The organism is Streptomyces ardesiacus, from assembly GCF_003112575.1.
GTDB lineage: Bacteria > Actinomycetota > Actinomycetes > Streptomycetales > Streptomycetaceae > Streptomyces > Streptomyces ardesiacus.
This window is the reverse complement of the sequence record NZ_BEWC01000005.1, coordinates 1-17,030: the sequence shown is the minus strand read 5'-3', so window position 1 is coordinate 17,030 and position 17,030 is coordinate 1. Positions and strand designations below refer to the sequence as shown.

At 73.4% G+C, this 17,030-nt stretch carries 15 protein-coding genes; 12 read left to right on the top strand and 3 right to left on the bottom strand.

The window, feature by feature from the left end:
* Nucleotides 1–78: 78 nt before the first annotated feature.
* The gene (locus Sdi02f_RS16545) at nucleotides 79–1,872 is read left to right on the top strand and encodes a BACON domain-containing protein (protein ID WP_108933573.1); all 1,794 of its coding nucleotides are present in this window, start codon (nucleotides 79–81) and stop codon (nucleotides 1,870–1,872) included.
* Nucleotides 1,873–1,920: 48 nt separating this feature from the next.
* Here Sdi02f_RS16545 and Sdi02f_RS16540 read toward each other — a convergent pair whose 3' ends face one another.
* Nucleotides 1,921–2,745, bottom strand: coding sequence for a DUF3109 family protein (locus Sdi02f_RS16540; RefSeq protein WP_053665984.1), 825 nt, complete (start codon nucleotides 2,743–2,745; stop codon nucleotides 1,921–1,923).
* A gap of 71 nt (nucleotides 2,746–2,816) precedes the next feature.
* On the opposite strand from Sdi02f_RS16540, the gene Sdi02f_RS16535 reads away from it, so the two are divergent.
* From Sdi02f_RS16535 to ilvD, 4 genes are all read left to right on the top strand, one after another.
* Nucleotides 2,817–3,749, top strand: a complete 933-nt coding sequence (locus tag Sdi02f_RS16535) for a Ppx/GppA family phosphatase (RefSeq protein ID WP_030404775.1) — start codon at nucleotides 2,817–2,819, stop codon at nucleotides 3,747–3,749.
* Nucleotides 3,750–4,090: 341 nt separating this feature from the next.
* Entirely contained in the window at nucleotides 4,091–4,948 is an 858-nt protein-coding gene (locus Sdi02f_RS16530) for a sugar phosphate isomerase/epimerase family protein (protein WP_030404774.1), read from the top strand.
* A 23-nt stretch (nucleotides 4,949–4,971) separates the two neighbouring features.
* On the top strand, nucleotides 4,972–5,586 hold the full coding sequence (locus tag Sdi02f_RS16525; RefSeq protein ID WP_031088152.1) for a TetR/AcrR family transcriptional regulator: 615 nt from the start codon (nucleotides 4,972–4,974) through the stop codon (nucleotides 5,584–5,586).
* Nucleotides 5,587–5,708: 122 nt separating this feature from the next.
* A complete protein-coding gene (gene ilvD / locus Sdi02f_RS16520; RefSeq protein ID WP_030404772.1) occupies nucleotides 5,709–7,562 on the top strand; it encodes a dihydroxy-acid dehydratase in 1,854 nt (617 codons plus the stop codon).
* A gap of 53 nt (nucleotides 7,563–7,615) precedes the next feature.
* On the opposite strand, the gene Sdi02f_RS16515 is transcribed toward ilvD, so the two are convergent.
* The gene (locus Sdi02f_RS16515) at nucleotides 7,616–9,727 is read right to left on the bottom strand and encodes a serine/threonine-protein kinase (protein WP_053639579.1); all 2,112 of its coding nucleotides are present in this window, start codon (nucleotides 9,725–9,727) and stop codon (nucleotides 7,616–7,618) included.
* Between the two features lie 183 nt (nucleotides 9,728–9,910).
* On the opposite strand from Sdi02f_RS16515, the gene Sdi02f_RS16510 reads away from it, so the two are divergent.
* The 7 genes from Sdi02f_RS16510 to proC all read left to right on the top strand — a co-directional run bounded on the left by Sdi02f_RS16510 (nucleotide 9,911) and on the right by proC (nucleotide 15,303).
* Entirely contained in the window at nucleotides 9,911–10,243 is a 333-nt protein-coding gene (locus tag Sdi02f_RS16510) for an SH3 domain-containing protein (protein ID WP_030404770.1), read from the top strand.
* 154 nt (nucleotides 10,244–10,397) lie between these two features.
* Entirely contained in the window at nucleotides 10,398–11,072 is a 675-nt protein-coding gene (locus Sdi02f_RS16505; protein WP_053639580.1) for a DUF4232 domain-containing protein, read from the top strand.
* A gap of 41 nt (nucleotides 11,073–11,113) precedes the next feature.
* On the top strand, nucleotides 11,114–11,617 hold the full coding sequence (locus Sdi02f_RS16500) for a hypothetical protein (RefSeq protein WP_030404768.1): 504 nt from the start codon (nucleotides 11,114–11,116) through the stop codon (nucleotides 11,615–11,617).
* Nucleotides 11,618–11,698: 81 nt separating this feature from the next.
* Nucleotides 11,699–12,499 carry a class I SAM-dependent methyltransferase gene (locus tag Sdi02f_RS16495; protein WP_108933572.1) on the top strand — a complete coding sequence of 267 codons (801 nt, stop codon included), beginning with the start codon at nucleotides 11,699–11,701 and terminating at the stop codon, nucleotides 12,497–12,499.
* 170 nt (nucleotides 12,500–12,669) lie between these two features.
* Nucleotides 12,670–13,500 (top strand): ABC transporter ATP-binding protein, encoded by an 831-nt coding sequence (locus Sdi02f_RS16490; protein ID WP_031088161.1) that lies wholly within the window; start codon nucleotides 12,670–12,672, stop codon nucleotides 13,498–13,500.
* Entirely contained in the window at nucleotides 13,497–14,264 is a 768-nt protein-coding gene (locus tag Sdi02f_RS16485; RefSeq protein WP_030404765.1) for an ABC transporter permease, read from the top strand. Before Sdi02f_RS16490 ends, Sdi02f_RS16485 begins: the two co-directional genes overlap by 4 nt.
* Before the next feature lie 226 nt (nucleotides 14,265–14,490).
* A complete protein-coding gene (gene proC, locus Sdi02f_RS16480; protein WP_031050347.1) occupies nucleotides 14,491–15,303 on the top strand; it encodes a pyrroline-5-carboxylate reductase in 813 nt (270 codons plus the stop codon).
* A 13-nt stretch (nucleotides 15,304–15,316) separates the two neighbouring features.
* On the opposite strand, the gene trpS is transcribed toward proC, so the two are convergent.
* Entirely contained in the window at nucleotides 15,317–16,327 is a 1,011-nt protein-coding gene (trpS, locus tag Sdi02f_RS16475) for a tryptophan--tRNA ligase (RefSeq protein WP_108933571.1), read from the bottom strand.
* Nucleotides 16,328–17,030 lie beyond the last annotated feature (703 nt).

Here is a 17,030-nt window from a genome sequence, read left to right as displayed (position 1 = left end):
GGTCGTTTCACCCGTACGGATTAAATGTGCCCAACGCGCCAGTTCGCGCCACCCATAGCCCCCTACGGTCGCCGAGTGATGAGGAGCAGTCCGGAAACCACGACCCGCACGACCGGCGCACACCGGGCGCACCGGGAAGCGCGTGACCGCACCGCGGCGAGGGTGCTGGCACAGCCGCCGGCCCAACCGTCGGCACAGCCGCCGGCACCGCGTCCGCCCGTGCGGTACGCCGCGTACGACGCGTATCTGGACGGCCTGTTCACGTACTGCCTCTCCGTCCTCTGCGACCACGACGCCGCGACCGCCGCCCTGGGCGACGTCCTCGCGCTCGCCGAGCGCCGCGGCCACCGCGCCCCCGCGTCCGCGGCCGACCGCAGGGCCTGGCTGTACGCGCTGGCCCGCTGGGCCTGCCTGCGCCACCTGGCCGAGGCCAAGCAGAAACGTCCGAGCAGCCACGCGGCAGGCCGCCCCACGACCCCGGCCCCGGCCACGCCCACCACCCCGGCCACGTCCACGCCCGCCCACGACGAGACCCACCAGCGCCACCGCAGCCAACTCGCCCTCCTCGCCTGGCCGGAGGCAGCCGGCACCACCCCCGAGCAGCGCGAGGCGCTCGAACTCGCCGTGCGCCACCACCTCGCCCCGCACGAGGTGGCCGCCGTCCTCGGCATGGACCTCGCCGCCGCCCGCGAACTGCTCGCCTCCGCCGCCTGCGAGGTGGAACGCACCCGCGCCGCCCTCGCCGTCGTCGAGACCGGCACCTGCGCCGGCGTCGCCCGCCTCACCGGCGACAACCGCTACGTCCTCAGCAGCGCCCTGCGCCGCGAACTGGTCCGGCACGTGGACGACTGCCCCCGCTGCCGCCGTACCGCCGAGCGCGCGATCCCCGGCCGCTGGCCCGGCACCAGCGTCACCCCCGCCGAGCTGCCCGTCCTGGAGGCCCCCCGCACCGTCCTGCACAAGGCCCCGCCCCACAGCTCGCGCGCGCGGGGCAACGCCCCCCGTTTCGACCGGCGCGGCTTCCCGATGGACCCCAAGGACCGCGCCGCCCGGCGGGACCGCATGCGCGCGCGTGCCGTCACCACCACCGTCGTCGCCACCGTCGTGGCGGCCCCGGTGCTGGCCCTGTGGGCGGCCCACCGGGGCACCCCCGTCGTCGAGGGCGAGGAGGGCCGCTCGGCCAGCGCCAGCGAGACACAGGACCCGGACGGCCCGGGCCGCGAGCCGGCGGGCGGCGGCTACGAGAACGCGGGCAACGCGAGCACCACCCCGGGTCCCGGCTTCGGCAAGAACGGCGGGGCCGACGTCTCCGTGGAGGTCGTCGGCGTCCCCGGCGCCGGCGAGAAGGGCACCGGCCGCCTCGGGGTGACGGCCGGCCACCGGGGCGGGACCACGCTGGTCACCCTGACCGCGACCGGCGACGCCCCGGTGCGCTGGTCCGTGTCCGTCGGCGCCGCCTGGCTCTACCTGAGCCAGTCCTCGGGCACCCTGCACCCCGGCGAGTCCGTGACGGTCCGGGTGTACGTGGACCACCTGCGCGAGCCGTCCGGCCACTGGAGCGCCCGGGTGGCCGTCTCGCCCGCCCACGCCGTCGTGACCATCCAGGGCTACGGCCGCGCACCCACCCCGTCCCGCCCGGATCCGCGTCCCAGCACCCCCGGCGGCGCCACGCGCCCGCCCCTTCCGGGCCACACCCCGGACCCGGGCCCGTCCACCCCGCACCCGACCGACCCGGACCCGACGCCCACCGACGACCCGCCGCCGACCTCGCCCGGCCCGGACCCGACGACCGACGAGCCGTCCCCGACCGGCGGCCCGGACGACTCGTCATCCCCGCCGGGCAGTGGCACCCCGAGCCCGTCGGACTCGTAACCCGGCACGAAACCGGCCCTCGGTCTCACCGAACCCCGGCCCGCGGTCTCACCGAACCCCGGGATCCGCCGGATGCGGTGCCACCAACGGCAACTGCGAGGCCAGCCGCTCCTCGCACAGCTCGACCAGCCGGTCGTACCCCGCCTTGCCCATCAGCTCGATCAACTCCGGCCGGTAGGACACGTACACGGGCTCGCCCGCGCCGTGCGCCGAGGTCGCCGACGTGCACCACCAGTGCAGGTCGTGTCCGCCCGGGCCCCAGCCCCGCCGGTCGTACTCACCGATCGACACCTGCAGCACGCGCGTGTCGTCGGGCCGGTCGATCCACTCGTACGTCCGCCGCACCGGCAACTGCCAGCACACGTCCGGCTTGGTCTCCAGCGGCTCCCGGCCCTCCTTGAGCGCCAGGATGTGCAGCGAGCAGCCCGCGCCCCCCGAGAACCCGGGCCGGTTCTGGAAGATGCAGGAGCCCTGGAAGGGCCGGGTCTGCCGGGAACCCTCGTCGTCCTCGGAGATCCAGCCGTTGCGCGTGCCCTCGGCGTGGTGCTGCCAGATGTCCGGAGTGAGCCTCGCCACATGACCGGCGACGCGCTTCTCGTCGTCCTCGTCGGAGAAGTGCGCGCCCAGCGAGCAGCACCCGTCGTCCGCGCGGCCCGCCTGGATGCCCTGGCAGCCGCTGCCGAAGATGCAGTTCCAGCGGGAGGTCAGCCAGGTCAGGTCGCACCGGAAGACCTGCTCGTCGTCCGCGGGGTCGGGGAACTCCACCCACGCGCGCGCGAAGTCGAGCCCCTTCTCGTCGCTCACCCCGCCCGTGATGCGCTTCTTATCCTTCTTGGCCGACTTTTCGTCCTTCGCCTTTTTCGTCTTTGGCACGGCTCCAGGGTAAGTCGCCGAAGCACGGGGACGGGACCACCGCGGGCCCCGCCCGCAGTAGCGTTCCGTACATGAGACTCGGTGTCCTCGACGTGGGTTCGAACACGGTGCACCTGCTGGTGGTGGACGCGCACCCCGGCGCCCGCCCGCTGCCCGCCCACTCGTACAAGGTGGAACTGCGCCTCGCCCAGCTCCTCGACGAGGACGGGGCGATCGGCCCCGACGGCGTCGACCGGCTGGTCGCGGTCGTGCGCGAGGCCCTGCAGGCCGCCGAGGACAAGGGGGTGGAGGACCTCCTGCCGTTCGCCACCTCGGCCGTGCGCGAGGCGGGCAACGCCGACGACGTCCTCGCGCGCGTGCGGGCCGACACCGGCGTGGAGCTGACCGTCCTCACCGGCGAGGAGGAGGCCCGGCTCACCTTCCTCGCCGCCCGCCGCTGGTTCGGCTGGTCCGCGGGCAGGCTGCTGGTCCTCGACATCGGAGGCGGCTCCCTGGAGATCGCCTACGGCATCGACGAGGAACCCGACGCCGCCGTGTCGCTGCCGCTCGGCGCGGGCCGGCTGACCGCCGCCCGGCTGCCCGACGACCCGCCCCACCCCGACGACGTCAGGGCGCTGCGCCGCCACGTCCGTACGGAGATCGCGCGGACGGTCGGCGAGTTCAGCCGCCTCGGCGCCCCCGACCACGTGGTCGCCACCTCGAAGACCTTCCGGCAGCTCGCCCGCATCACCGGTGCCGCCCGGTCCGCCGAGGGCCTCTACGTCCAGCGCGAGCTGAAGCGGGCCTCACTGGAGGCATGGGTGCCCCGCCTGGCGGCCATGACCAGCGCCGAACGCGCCGAACTCCCCGGCGTCTCGGAGGGCCGCGCCCACCAGCTCCTGGCCGGTTCCCTGGTCGCGGAGGCGGCGATGGACCTCTTCCACGTGGAGAGCCTGGACATCTGCCCGTGGGCCCTCAGGGAGGGCGTGATCCTCCGACGCCTGGACCACATGGGCCAGGGGTAGCGCGCCCGTAGGGAGGGACAGCGCGCCGTAAGGAGGGACAGCGCACCCGTAAGCGACGCGGAGCCGTGCCGATCCGCGGCTCCGCCGCGTGCGCGCGAGACCACGACGCACCCCGCACCCCGCCCCATGGCACTGACCGCGACGGCGATTGGGCACCCCGCACCCCCGGCGGGCCCCCGCACCCGCCCCATGGCACTGACCACGACGGCGATTGGGCCCCCCACGCCCCGGGCGGGCACCCCGCGCCCCCGGGCGGCCCCCCACACCCGCCCTATGGCAATGACCACAACGCCGATTGGGCACCCCACGACCCCCGCCGGGCACCCCGTACCCTGGCCCCCGTGGCAAACCCAAGGGACGACGTCCGCACCCCGGACCCGAAGGTGGCCCTGTCGACGGCTTCCGTCTACCCGGAGTCGACGGCGACGGCCTTCGAGATCGCCGCACGCCTCGGTTACGACGGCGTCGAGGTGATGGTCTGGACGGATCCGGTCAGCCAGGACATCGAGGCGCTGCGCAGACTCAGCGACTACCACCGCATGCCGATACTGGCCGTGCACGCACCGTGTCTGCTCATCACCCAGCGCGTCTGGTCCACCGACCCCTGGGTCAAGCTCCAGCGTGCCCGCGCGGCCGCCGAGAAGCTCGGCGCGTCCACCGTCGTCGTGCACCCTCCCTTCCGCTGGCAGCGCCAGTACGCCCGCGGCTTCGTCGACGGCGTCTGGCGGATGGCGAACGAGACGGACGTCCGCTTCGCCGTCGAGAACATGTACCCCTGGCGGTACCGCGACCGCGAGATGCAGGCGTACGCCCCCGACTGGGACGTGACCAAGGACGACTACCGGCACTTCACGATCGACCTCAGCCACGCCGCGACCTCCCGCACCGACGCCCTCGGGATGGTGGACCGCATGGGCGACCGCCTCGGCCACGTCCACCTCGCCGACGGCAAGGGCTCCGCCAAGGACGAGCACCTCGTCCCCGGCCGCGGCAACCAGCCCTGCGCCGAGGTCCTGGAGCACCTCACCCGCACCGGTTTCGACGGCCACGTCGTGATCGAGGTCAACACCAGGCGCGCGATGTCCGGCGCCGAACGCGAGGCCGATCTCGCCGAGGCGCTCGCCTTCACCCGCGAGCACCTGGCGCGCTCGGCATCCCCGGTGCCGGGGGCCGCGGCGACGCGGACGGACCGCCGGTGAGCGGCGACGCGGACGGACCGCCGGTGAGCGGCGGCGCCGACGGGACCGTCCGGCGCCGCGGACGCCCGCGCCGCACCGAGTCCGGGGACACCCGCGACCGCATCCTCGTCACCGCCCGCGAGGAGTTCTCCGAGCGGGGCTACGAGAAGACCTCCGTACGCGGCATCGCCAAGGCGGCGGGCGTGGACCCGGCACTGGTCCACCACTACTTCGGCACCAAGGAGCAGGTCTTCGAGGCGGCCGTCGAGGTCGCCTTCGCGCCGGCCCTGCAGGCCCCCGAGGCGATCGGCGACGCCCCCCTCGACGAGGTGGGCGAGCGTCTCACCCGCTTCATCCTCGGTCTCTGGGAGAACCCGGCCAGCCGGACGCCCCTGCTGGCCATCGTCCGCTCCGCCGTGAACAACGAGACCGCCGCCGCCGTCTTCCGCCGGCTGATCGTCGCCCAGGTGCTGCGCCGGGTCGCCGCCCAGGTGGGCCTGCCGGACGCGGAACTGCGCGTCGAACTGGCGGCGGCGCAACTGGTGGGCTGTGCCATGCTCCGCTACGTGATCAAGGTGGAGCCGCTGGCCTCGGCGGACCCCGAGCAGATCGTCGCCCGCCTGGCACCGGTCGTCCAGGGCCACCTCACCGGCCCCTGAAGGCCACCCGCCGACGGCGTACGGCGAGACGCGCGTCCCGCATTCCGGACGCCCTGTCCCGACCCCTGGATGACCGGCGTACGCTCGACGGCAGTCATAACTCTCCGAAGGAGCGAGCGACGATGCCCGAACTGAGGTCCCGCACAGTCACCCACGGCCGCAACATGGCGGGCGCCCGCGCCCTTATGCGTGCCTCCGGTGTACCCGGCGCGGACATCGGGCGGAAGCCGATCATCGCCGTCGCCAACAGCTTCACGGAGTTCGTGCCGGGCCACACGCACCTGGCCCCCGTCGGCCGCATCGTCAGCGAGGCGGTCGTCGCCGCGGGCGGCATCCCGCGCGAGTTCAACACGATCGCCGTGGACGACGGCATCGCGATGGGCCACGGCGGCATGCTCTACAGCCTGCCCTCCCGCGACCTGATCGCGGACAGCGTGGAGTACATGGTCGAGGCCCACTGCGCCGACGCCCTGATCTGCATCTCCAACTGCGACAAGATCACCCCGGGCATGCTCAACGCGGCCCTGCGCCTGAACATCCCGACCGTCTTCGTCTCCGGCGGCCCGATGGAGTCCGGCCGCGCCACCCTGGTCGACGGCACGGTCCGCACCCTCGACCTGGTCGACGCGATGTCGGAGGCGGTCAACGAGAAGATCTCCGACGCGGACATCCTCCGCATCGAGGAGAACGCCTGCCCCACCTGCGGCTCCTGTTCCGGCATGTTCACCGCCAACTCGATGAACTGCCTGACCGAGGCGATCGGCCTCTCCCTCCCGGGCAACGGCTCGGTCCTGGCCACCCACACCGCCCGCAAGGCGCTCTACGAGAACGCCGCCCGCACGGTCCTGGACCTGACCCGCCGCTACTACGAGCAGGACGACGACTCGGTCCTGCCCCGCAACATCGCCACCCCCGCGGCCTTCGAGAACGCCATGGCGCTCGACATCGCGATGGGCGGCTCCACCAACACGATCCTGCACCTGCTGGCCGCCGCCCAGGAGGCGGAGGTCGCCTACGGCCTCACCGAGATGGACGCCCTCTCGCGCCGCGTCCCCTGCCTGGCCAAGGTCGCGCCCAACGTCGCCAAGGACCGCACGTACTACATGGAGGACGTGCACCGCGCGGGGGGCATCCCCGCCCTCCTCGGCGAACTGCACCGCGGCGGCCTGCTCAACGAGGACGTGCACTCCGTCCACAGCCCGTCCCTGGCCGACTGGCTGAAGACCTGGGACGTGCGCGGCGGCTCCCCCTCCAAGGAGGCGGTCGAGCTGTGGCACGCGGCCCCCGGCTGCGTCCGCTCCGCCGAGGCCTTCTCCCAGTCCGAGCGCTGGGAGACCCTGGACGAGGACGCCGAGGGCGGCTGCATCCGCTCCGTCGAGCACGCCTACTCCAAGGACGGCGGCCTCGCGGTCCTGCGCGGCAACCTCGCCGTGGACGGCTGCGTCGTCAAGACGGCCGGAGTCGACGAGTCGATCTGGACCTTCGAGGGCCCGGCCGTCGTCTGCGAGTCGCAGGAGGAGGCCGTCCAGAAGATCCTCACCCAGCAGGTGAAGGAGGGCGACGTCGTCGTCATCCGCTACGAGGGCCCCAAGGGCGGCCCCGGCATGCAGGAGATGCTCTACCCGACCTCGTACCTCAAGGGCCGGGGCCTCGGGAAGACCTGTGCCCTGGTCACCGACGGCCGCTTCTCCGGCGGCACCTCGGGCCTGTCCATCGGTCACGCCTCCCCGGAGGCGGCGGCCGGCGGCACCATCGCCCTGGTCGAGGACGGCGACCGCATCCGCATCGACATCCCGAACCGCTCCATCGAGCTGCTCGTGGACGACGCCGAGCTGAGCCGCCGCGAGCAGGCCCTGAACGGCGTGTACGCCCCGAAGAACCGCGACCGCAAGGTCTCCGCGGCCCTGAAGGCGTACGCCGCGATGGCCACCAGCGCGGACAAGGGCGCGGTCCGCGACGTCAGCAAGCTGGGCTGACCCCCACCAGCCGGCCCCCGCGGGTCCCGGGCCCGGGCCCGGGACCCGCGGGCCTACCAGGTCCCCGGGTCCCGCCCCGCCACCCCGAACACCGTCCCGTCCGGCGCCCCCGCGTACACGTGCCCGCCCGCGAGCACCGGCACCGGCAGGGACGCGGGCACCTTGTCGGAGTCGGCGCCGAGCCGGGGCCGGGTCTGCCCGAGGAGCCTGCCCTTGCGGGCGTCGACGCCGAGGAGCCGCCCGTCGGGCGCGGTCACGTACACGTGCCGCCCGTCGGAGACCGGCGCCGAGCCCCGGCTCACCCCCGTCTCCAGCCGCCAGGCCTCCCTGCCCGCCGCCGTGTCGACGGCGACCAGCGAGCCGCCCGCGCCCATGAGGTACACGGTGTCCCCGTGCACGCCCGCGGCCGCCGACGCCTGCTCGACCCGGACCGGCAGCGCCACCCGGCGGGTCGCCCCGGTCGCGGGCGTGTAGCGGACCACGGCCTCCACGTCGCCGTAGACCGCCCCTTCGGCGACGAGGAACACCGACCCGTCCGCCGCCCCCACCGGCGTCAGCACCCCCGCCAGCTCGGCGTCCCAGCGCACGTCCCCGCTCGCCGGATCCACCGCGGTGACCCGGGTCCGCTTCCCGTCCGCGCTCTGGCTCGTCGCGTACGCCGCCGGGTGCGGCTCCCCCGCGAACGAGGTGAAGTACGGCACGGACTGGCCCGGGATCCGGTGCGCCCACTTCGTCCGCCCCGAGGCGCCGTCCACACCGGTGACCGTCCCGTCGGCGCGGGTGAGCAGCAGCATGTCCCCGACGGTGCGCATTCCGTCGTACGCGGGCATGTCCTCCTGCCACGTCGGCTCGCCCGTCGCCGGGTCGAGGGCCTCCAGCGGACCCAGCAGGCCGACCTCGGGCTGCACGAGCCCGCCCGACACGACCGGCGGCTCACTGCGTACGGCCTCGACGACGGGGTGCCGCCACAGCGTGCTCCCGTCGGCCGGGTCGAGGGCGAAGACCAGGCCGGGCCGCGCGCACAACAGCCGCCGTCCCGCGTACGAACACTGCGGCATCCCGCCGTCCTTCGCCGCGGGCACCGCCTCCCAGGCCCCGAACGGGCTGGACGCGCTCTGCGCCGCGGCCGTGCGCGCGGGCTCGGCCCCGCCGAACGCCTGCACGGCCACGAGGCCCCCGGTCACGGCGAGCCCCAACGCCCCGGCGAGGAGCGCCGACCGCTTCCCCAGCCGCCGGACCACCCGCCCCGGCCGCGGGGACGGCTCGGCGGCCGCCCGCGGCGGGGCCTCCGTGGTCGCGGCCGGCTCCGCCGGTACGAACACCTGCGTGTCGTAGGCCGCCGCCACCGACCGCAGCTCCCGCATCAACTCGTCCGGCGTCGGCCGGTCCTCGGGCTCCTTGGCCAGGCAGCGCAGCACCAGCGGCGCGAGCGATTCCGGTACGCCGGTCAGCTCGGGCTCGTCGTGCACGACCTGGTAGGCGACGACGTACGGGCTGTCGGAGTCGAAGGGCCCCCGCCCGGTCGCCGCGTGCACCATCAGCGACCCGAGGGTGAAGACGTCGGCCGCCGGCCCCACCTCCCGGGGCCGCCGGAACTGCTCGGGCGCCATGTACGGCGGCGTACCGATCAACTTGCCGGTCTCGGTGCGCAGTTCGCTGTCCTTCGGCCGGGAGATGCCGAAGTCGATGACCTTCGGACCGTCCTCGGCGAGCAGGACGTTGCTCGGTTTCAGGTCCCGGTGCACGACACCGACCCGGTGGATGTCGCGCAGCGCCTCGGCGAGCCCGGCCATCAGCCGGCGCAACTGGGGCTCGTCCATCGGCCCGTTCCGCTTCACGTGCTCGGAGAGCGTCGGACCCGGGATGTACAGCGTGGCCATCCAGGGTCGCCCGGCCTCCGGATCGGCGTCCACGACCGGCGCCGTGAAGGCCCCGCTCACCCGCCGGGCCGCGGCCACCTCCTGCCGGAAACGGCCCCTGAACTCGGGGTCCCTGGCATACGTCGCGTGCACGACCTTGACCGCGACGCGCATCCCGGAGGCGCTGCGGGCCAGGTGCACGACGCCCATGCCGCCCGAGCCCAGCCGGGACTCCAGACGGTAGTGACCGGCGTACTCCGGAAGTTCCGCTTCCGCGTCCGCCCCGGCATCCCGCTGCGGCGCCATGGAACCACCCCCGTGCTGTTCGTTCGCGCGAGCGACGCTCGGAGCCTAGTCGATGGGGCCTACGGGACGGAGGCGGCCTGCCGCCCCGCGTGTACGAGGGGCGAACTGGTGTTTCATGGCTGGTTCCTGGGGTATCAACGGTCCCCCACGACAGTCGTGGGGTGCAACGGGGGGAGTTTCCACATGTCGCTCGACCAGGTCCGGAACACCGGCGGCGGGGAAGAGGAGCCGGGCGGAGCGCCCGAGACGGCCGTCGCGGCGGCCGCCGCCCTGGCCACCTACCCGGTCGCCCCGGGCTACAGCCTGAACGTCCGCAGCGGCCCGGGCACCACCTACTCCCTGGTGCGGGTCCTGTCCGCCGGTTCCAGGGTGTCCATCCACTGCCAGCGCACGGGGGAGCGGGTCTCCGGCCCCTACGGCACCTCGAACATCTGGGACAACATCGGCAGCGGCCAGTACGTCTCCGACGCGTACATCCTCACCGGAAGCGACGGTTACGTGGCCCCGCGCTGCTGATGACCTTGTAACAGCGATGTCCTGAGGACGTACTAGGAGGTTGCCGGGGGGAACGGCGTGCCGGGCCGAGCGGGTCTTGGTGAGCGTAGAAGCCGCTCGCACCGACGGGTCCGGGCGGACCGGCACGCCACACCCGACCCAGAGGTAGACAACGATGCGCGTTCGCAAGCTGACCCTCGCCGCCATGGCCCTCGCCGCCGGTCTCTCGCTCACGGCCTGCCAGAACGACGACGGTACGGACGAGACCTCCGCCCCGCCCGCCGCCTCCGCCCCGTCCTCCCCGGACGGAGGCTCGGCGTCGGCCGGAACGGGCTCGGCCGGCGCGGACCAGGAGGGCGGCGGCTCGGACTCCGCGGGCAAGAGCCCCGCCGGGACGGGCGGAACGGGCGGGGCCACCGAGGACGGCAAGGCCGCCAAGTGCCGCACCGACGAGCTGGAGATCACGGCGGTCGACGCCACCGTCGGCGGCGACACCGAGGGCACCGTCGCCGTGGACCTGAAGAACGGCGGCGGCCGGGACTGCGCCCTCGCCGGCTACGCGGGCGTCGACCTGAAGACCAACGCGGGCACCCTGTCCGCGGAGCGCACCGGCGAGCAGGCCGACCCGGTCGTCCTCGCGGACGGCGAGAACGTCACCTTCGGCATCACCTACCCGATCAACGACACGGGCGGCTCCGGCGTCCGCATCACGGGCCTGGTGGTGACCCCGCCGAACGAGACCAAGTCGGTCACCCTCGACTGGCCGGGCGGCGCCTCGCTGCCCGCCTCGGACACTCCGGGCTCCCCGGTGAAGGTCGGCCCGATGGGCAGCGCCGGCCAGGGCGGCTGACCGCCCCGCACGCCCCGGCGGGCGCGGGCCATAATCGACGCGTGAGCGCAGAGAACGGCAACCACGGCACCCCCGACACCCAGGCGGGCCCCCGCCCCGAACCCCTCCGGTTCTACGGCACGACCTGGGTGCGCCACGACAACGGCTACGCCGCCCGCCGGGTGGGCCTCGCCGTCGGCTCGCTCGCCGTGGCGGCCGCCGCCTGCTTCGTGCTCCGCGTCGCCTACCAGGGCCTCCAGATCGCCGACATCGGCGGCTTCGTCTCGCTGCTGATGATCGTGATGTTCGCCGTCTGCAGCGCCCTGGCCTTCCGCCACACCTGGTCCGGCTTCACCAGCCGCCCCGACCCCGACCGCCAGTCCTCCCTGCGCGGCCTGCTCGCCATCGGCTTCGTCGGCTCCCTCCTCGCCTACTTCCTCCGCACCTTCACCGAGGCCCCGGGCGAGAAGCTGCACCGCGCGGAGTACGAGAAGGCCCGCGAGGAGTACGAGAAGCGCGCCTCGCGCCGCACGGGCAACCCGTCGAAGAAGAAGCGCCGGAAGTAGCGAAGCGGCGCGAGGCCCTTCCCCACGGCGCTCCCTCGGCAGGACTACTCCGCCCCCGCCCCGCCCGGCCACCATGGCCGGATGACGACACCGCCGACCGCGAACGCCTCCGCGCAGCCGGGCCACGGCGCCCGCGCCCACTCCTTCAACGCTGCCGCGGCCCAGTACGCCGCCAACCGCCCCTCCTACCCGCCCGCCCTCTTCGACGCGCTGGAGGAACTGACCGGCCGTCCCTTCCGGGGCGCCCGCGTCGTGGACGTCGGCGCCGGCACCGGCCTCGCCACCGCCCGCCTGCACGAGCGCGGCGCCGACGTGATCGCCGTGGAACCCGGCGCCGGCATGGCCGCCCAGTTCCGCCGCACCCTCCCGGGCGTCCCCGTGGTCCGCGGCAACGGCAACGCCCTCCCCCTCGCCGGCCACAGCGCCGACCTCCTCGCCTACGCCCAGGCCTGGCACTGGACCGACCCCGCGCTCGCGGTCCCGGAGGCGCTGCGCGTGCTGCGTCCGGGCGGGGCGCTGGCGCTGTGGTGGAACACCGACGCCCCCGACGTGCCGTGGATCGCGGACGCGGGACGGCGCATCGACCGGCACTTCGCCGACCTGAACCTCGCCGCCGAGAAACGGAAGTTCGACCCCCGCTTCGCCGACCCCACCGGCAGCCTCGACTTCGTCCACCGCGTGGTCCGCTGGAGCCGGCGCGTCCCCCTCGACACCCACCTGGCCAACGTCGGCAGCCACTCGGCCTTCCTGACCGACACCGAGGAACGCGCCGCGGCCTTCTTCGCCGAGGAGCGCCGCCACCTGCTGTCGGTCTTCCCGGACGGACTCGTGGAGGAGACGTACGACGTCCACCTCCTCCTCGGAACGTCCCCGAGGACCTGACCCGGCGGGCCGGCACGACTGCCCGACCCGACGGCGACGGCCCGACGGCGACCTCCCGCCCCGACGGCGACGTCCCGCCCCGAAACGACGGCTACGCCCCGCCCCGAAATGACGGCGACGCCCCGTCCGGCGGGTTGACGCCGCGGGCACCCGGGAGCACTATTCATCGCATGATGAATTACTTGCCGGAGCACTCCTCCCGGCCCCCCGAAGGGCGGGGCGCCGCCCCCGCACCGCCCGCCGTGCTCGCCGAGGACCTCACCGTCGTCCGCGGCACCCGCACCGTCCTGCGCGGTCTCGGCCTCACCGTCCCGAGGGGCGGGATCACCGGTCTCCTCGGTCCCTCCGGCTGCGGCAAGACCACCCTGATGCGGGCGATCGTCGGCACCCAGGCCAAGGTCACCGGCACCCTGGACGTCCTCGGCCGCCCGGCCGGCCACCCGGCCCTGCGCACCCGCATCGGGTACGTCACCCAGGCCCCGTCCGTCTTCGACGACCTGACCGTCCGCCAGAACCTCGACCACTTCGCCGAGATCCTCCGCCCCGGCCGGGCTGCCTCCGCCCACCGCCGCGAGGACGTCGGCCGGGCCATCGCCGACGTCGACCTCACCACCCACGCCGACTCCCTGGCCGGCCACCTCTCCGGCGGCCAGCGCAGCAGGGTCTCCCTCGCCGTGGCCCTCCTGGGCGCCCCCGAACTCCTCGTCCTCGACGAACCGACGGTCGGCCTCGACCCCGTACTCCGCCGCGACCTGTGGACCCTGTTCCACTCCCTCGCCGCCGACCGCGGCGCCACCCTCCTCGTCTCCTCCCACGTGATGGACGAGGCCGAGCGCTGCCACCGCCTGCTCCTGATGCGCGAGGGCGAGGTCCTCGCCGACGACACCCCCGACGCCCTGCGCACCCGTACCGGCTCCGACACGGTCGAGGAAGCCTTCCTGCACCTGGTCGACGAGGCGAAGGAGCAGGCGCCGCCCCGCACGAAGGAGACCACCCGATGACCACCCCCGTGTCTCCCGTCCGCCCCCTGAGCCTCTCCCGCACCACGGCCACCGCGACGCGCGTCCTGCGCCAGCTGAGCCACGACCCCCGCACCCTCGCGCTCCTGATGCTGATCCCGTGCGTCATGCTCTTCCTGCTGCGCTACGTCTTCGACGGCAGCCCGCGTACCTTCGACACCATCGGCGCCTCGCTCCTCGGCATCTTCCCGCTGATCACGATGTTCCTGGTCACGTCCATCGCGACCCTGCGCGAGCGCACCTCCGGCACCCTCGAACGCCTCCTCGCCATGCCGCTCGGCAAGGGCGACCTCATCGCGGGCTACGCCCTCGCCTTCGGCGCGCTCGCCATCGTCCAGTCCGCCCTCGCGACGGGCCTCGCGGTCTGGCTCCTGGGCCTCGACGTCACCGGCAGCCCCTGGCTGCTGCTCCTGGTCGCGCTGCTCGACGCCCTCCTGGGCACCGCACTCGGCCTCTTCGTCTCCGCCTTCGCGGCCTCCGAGTTCCAGGCGGTCCAGTTCATGCCGGCGGTGATCTTCCCCCAGCTCCTCCTCTGCGGCCTCTTCACACCCCGCGACACCATGCACCCGGCCCTGGAGGCCGTCTCCGACGTCCTGCCCATGTCCTACGCGGTGGACGGCATGAACGAGGTCCTGCGCCACACCGACCCGACCCCCGCCTTCGTACGGGACGTCCTGATCGTCGCGGCCTGCGCCCTCCTGGTCCTGGCCCTGGGCGCAGCCACGTTGAAACGCCGAACAGCATGAATCAGCCCGTCCGGCGTCCGAGGACGAGGCCGTTCGGGGCCGGAAGCGGCGTCCGGGGGCGGCGGCCCCCGGGGACGGGAACGGGAAGGGGCGGCGGGGGCGAAGAACTCCCACCGTCCGCGGACTGGACGCAACGCCCCCACTCACCCCCCTGAATGCGAGGATGACGACGACGCACGACGCACGACGCACCCGGAACAGACAGGGCACGGAGGGCACCGAACCCATGACCCAGAAAGTCGCCGTCCTCGGCACCGGCAAGATCGGCGAAGCCCTCCTCTCCGGCATGATCGGATCCGGCTGGGCCCCCGCCGACCTCCTGGTCACCGCCCGCCGCCGGGAACGCGCCGACGAGCTCCGCGCCCGCCACGGAGTCACCCCGGTCACCAACGCCGAGGCCGCCAAGAACGCCGACACCCTGATCCTCACGGTCAAGCCGCAGGACATGGGCACCCTCCTCGACGAACTCGCCCCGCACGTCCCCGCCGACCGCCTGGTCATCAGCGGCGCCGCGGGCATCCCCACCGCCTTCTTCGAGGAGCGCCTCGCCCCCGGCACCCCCGTCGTCCGCGTCATGACGAACACCCCGGCCCTCGTCGACGAGGCCATGTCCGTCATCTCCGCCGGCACCCACGCGACCGCCGCCCACCTGACCCACACCGAGGAGATCTTCGGCGCCGTGGGCAAGACCCTCCGCGTCCCCGAGTCCCAGCAGGACGCCTGCACGGCCCTCTCCGGCTCGGGACCGGCGTACTTCTTCTACCTGGTCGAGGCCATGACCGACGCCGGCATCCTCCTCGGCCTGCCGCGCGACAAGGCCCACGACCTGATCGTCCAGTCCGCGATCGGCGCCGCGAAGATGCTCCGCGACAGCGGCGAACACCCGGTCAGGCTCCGCGAGAACGTCACGTCGCCCGCCGGCACCACCATCAACGCCATCCGCGAACTCGAGAACCACGGCGTCCGCGCCGCCCTCATCGCCGCCCTGGAGGCCGCCCGCGACCGCAGCCGCGAGCTGGCCTCCGGCACCAAGGACTGACGGCCCGCTCCCCTTACCGGGAGGCGCCCGCCGGGGGCAGCAGCCCGATCCCCCGGTAGGCCGCGTCCACGGTGGGCCGCGCCATCGCCCGGGCCTTCCCGGCCCCGTCCTCCAGCACGCCCTCCACGTAACCGGGATCGGCGCACAGCTCCTTGTGCCGCTCCCGCACCGGCCGCAGCATCTCGACGACCGCCTCCGCCGTGTCCTTCTTCAACGCGCCGTACGAGTCGTACCCGCCCGCCAGCTCCGCCGGGTCCCCGCCCGTACAGGCGGCGAGGATCTCCAGCAGGTTGGCGAGCCCCGCCCGCTCCTCCCGGTCGTAGACGACGTCCCGCCCGCTGTCGGTCACGGCCCGCATGACCTTCTTCCGGACCACGTCCGGCTCGTCCAGCAGATAGACGATCCCCGGCCCGGTGTCCTCGCTCTTGCCCATCTTCGACGTGGGGTCCTGCAGATTCATGACCCGGGCCGCCACCGCGGGACCGGTCGCCCGCGGCACCACGAAGGTGTGCCCGTACCGCTGGTTGAACCGCACCGCGAGATCCCGCGCCAGCTCGACGTGCTGCGTCTGGTCGTCCCCGACCGGCACCTCGTCCGTCCCGTACGCCAGGATGTCCGCCGCCATGAGCACGGGATACGTCAGCAGCGACAGCCGCACGCTCCCGCCCCGCTCCCGTTCCCGCGCCGCCTTCTCCTTGTACTGGATCATCCGCCGCATCTCCCCGTCCGTCGCGACGCACTCCAGTACGTACGACAGCCGGGCGTGCTCGTCCACGTGGCTCTGCACGAACACCGTGCACAGCTCGGGGTCCAGCCCCGCCGCCAGCAACAGCGACGCCGCCTGGCGGCTGAGTCTGCGCACCCGCGCCGGGTCGTGGTCCACGGTCAGCGCGTGCAGGTCGACGACGCAGAACAACGCGTCCGACCGGTGCTGGTCCACCGCGGCCCACCGCCGCATGGCTCCCAGGTAGTTCCCCAGCGTCAGGTGCCCGGTCGGCTTGACCCCACTGAAGACCCGTGTCATCTCTCCACCTCCTGGTCAGGACCGCCGCCTCCGGCCGGCCGCCCCTCCTGGAGGGAGATACGGAAACGGCCGCCGAAGCGGCGGCCGTCGTGTGCATACGTGTGTGCGGCCGCCGTCAGGCGGGCCACCAGAGCTGGCTGCACGTACGCGTCGTCACGAGCCCCACCGTACGCCTGCGCAGCCCGTCCCACCCGGGATTTGACACGGCCGCCGCGCACTCCTAGTGTTCTCCGAGTTGTCCGACGTGAGCGCCGACCCCGGTCGGTCCCCGGACAGCGATTCCGCAAGTACCAACCACTCTTCGACGAACAGTCGCGTTGTCGGCGTCGTCGTCGTGTCGGTGCGTGTATTTACGGAATGAGGAATCCATGTTCGAAAGAACGCGGCCCCCGATTAGCTCGGGAGCCGGGAGTCCGCTAGAGTCTCACCTCGTTGAAACGGCCCAAGGGCCGTGGAGACAACCCCCTCTGACGGGGAATCAGAGCCCGAAAGGATCTGATAGAGTCGGAACCGCCGGAAAGGGAAACGCGAAAGCGGGAACCTGGAAAGCACCGAGGAAATCGGATCGGAAAGATCTGATAGAGTTGGAAACGCAAGACCGAAGGGAATCGCCCGGAGGAAAGCCCGAGAGGGTGAGTACAAAGGAAGCGTCCGTTCCTTGAGAACTCAACAGCGTGCCAAAAGTCAACGCCAGATATGTTAA

Bases quoted from the DNA above. Each gene is read 5' to 3' on its own strand.
- Sdi02f_RS16545 (WP_108933573.1), top strand. From the start codon at position 79: ATGAGGAGCAGTCCGGAAACCACGACCCGCACGACCGGCGCACACCGG.
- Sdi02f_RS16535 (WP_030404775.1), top strand. From the start codon at position 2,817: ATGAGACTCGGTGTCCTCGACGTGGGTTCGAACACGGTGCACCTGCTG.
- ilvD (WP_030404772.1), top strand. From the start codon at position 5,709: ATGCCCGAACTGAGGTCCCGCACAGTCACCCACGGCCGCAACATGGCG.
- Sdi02f_RS16515 (WP_053639579.1), bottom strand. From the start codon at position 9,727: ATGGCGCCGCAGCGGGATGCCGGGGCGGACGCGGAAGCGGAACTTCCG.
- Sdi02f_RS16510 (WP_030404770.1), top strand. From the start codon at position 9,911: ATGTCGCTCGACCAGGTCCGGAACACCGGCGGCGGGGAAGAGGAGCCG.
- Sdi02f_RS16505 (WP_053639580.1), top strand. From the start codon at position 10,398: ATGCGCGTTCGCAAGCTGACCCTCGCCGCCATGGCCCTCGCCGCCGGT.
- Sdi02f_RS16495 (WP_108933572.1), top strand. From the start codon at position 11,699: ATGACGACACCGCCGACCGCGAACGCCTCCGCGCAGCCGGGCCACGGC.
- Sdi02f_RS16490 (WP_031088161.1), top strand. From the start codon at position 12,670: ATGATGAATTACTTGCCGGAGCACTCCTCCCGGCCCCCCGAAGGGCGG.
- Sdi02f_RS16485 (WP_030404765.1), top strand. From the start codon at position 13,497: ATGACCACCCCCGTGTCTCCCGTCCGCCCCCTGAGCCTCTCCCGCACC.
- proC (WP_031050347.1), top strand. From the start codon at position 14,491: ATGACCCAGAAAGTCGCCGTCCTCGGCACCGGCAAGATCGGCGAAGCC.
- trpS (WP_108933571.1), bottom strand. From the start codon at position 16,327: ATGACACGGGTCTTCAGTGGGGTCAAGCCGACCGGGCACCTGACGCTG.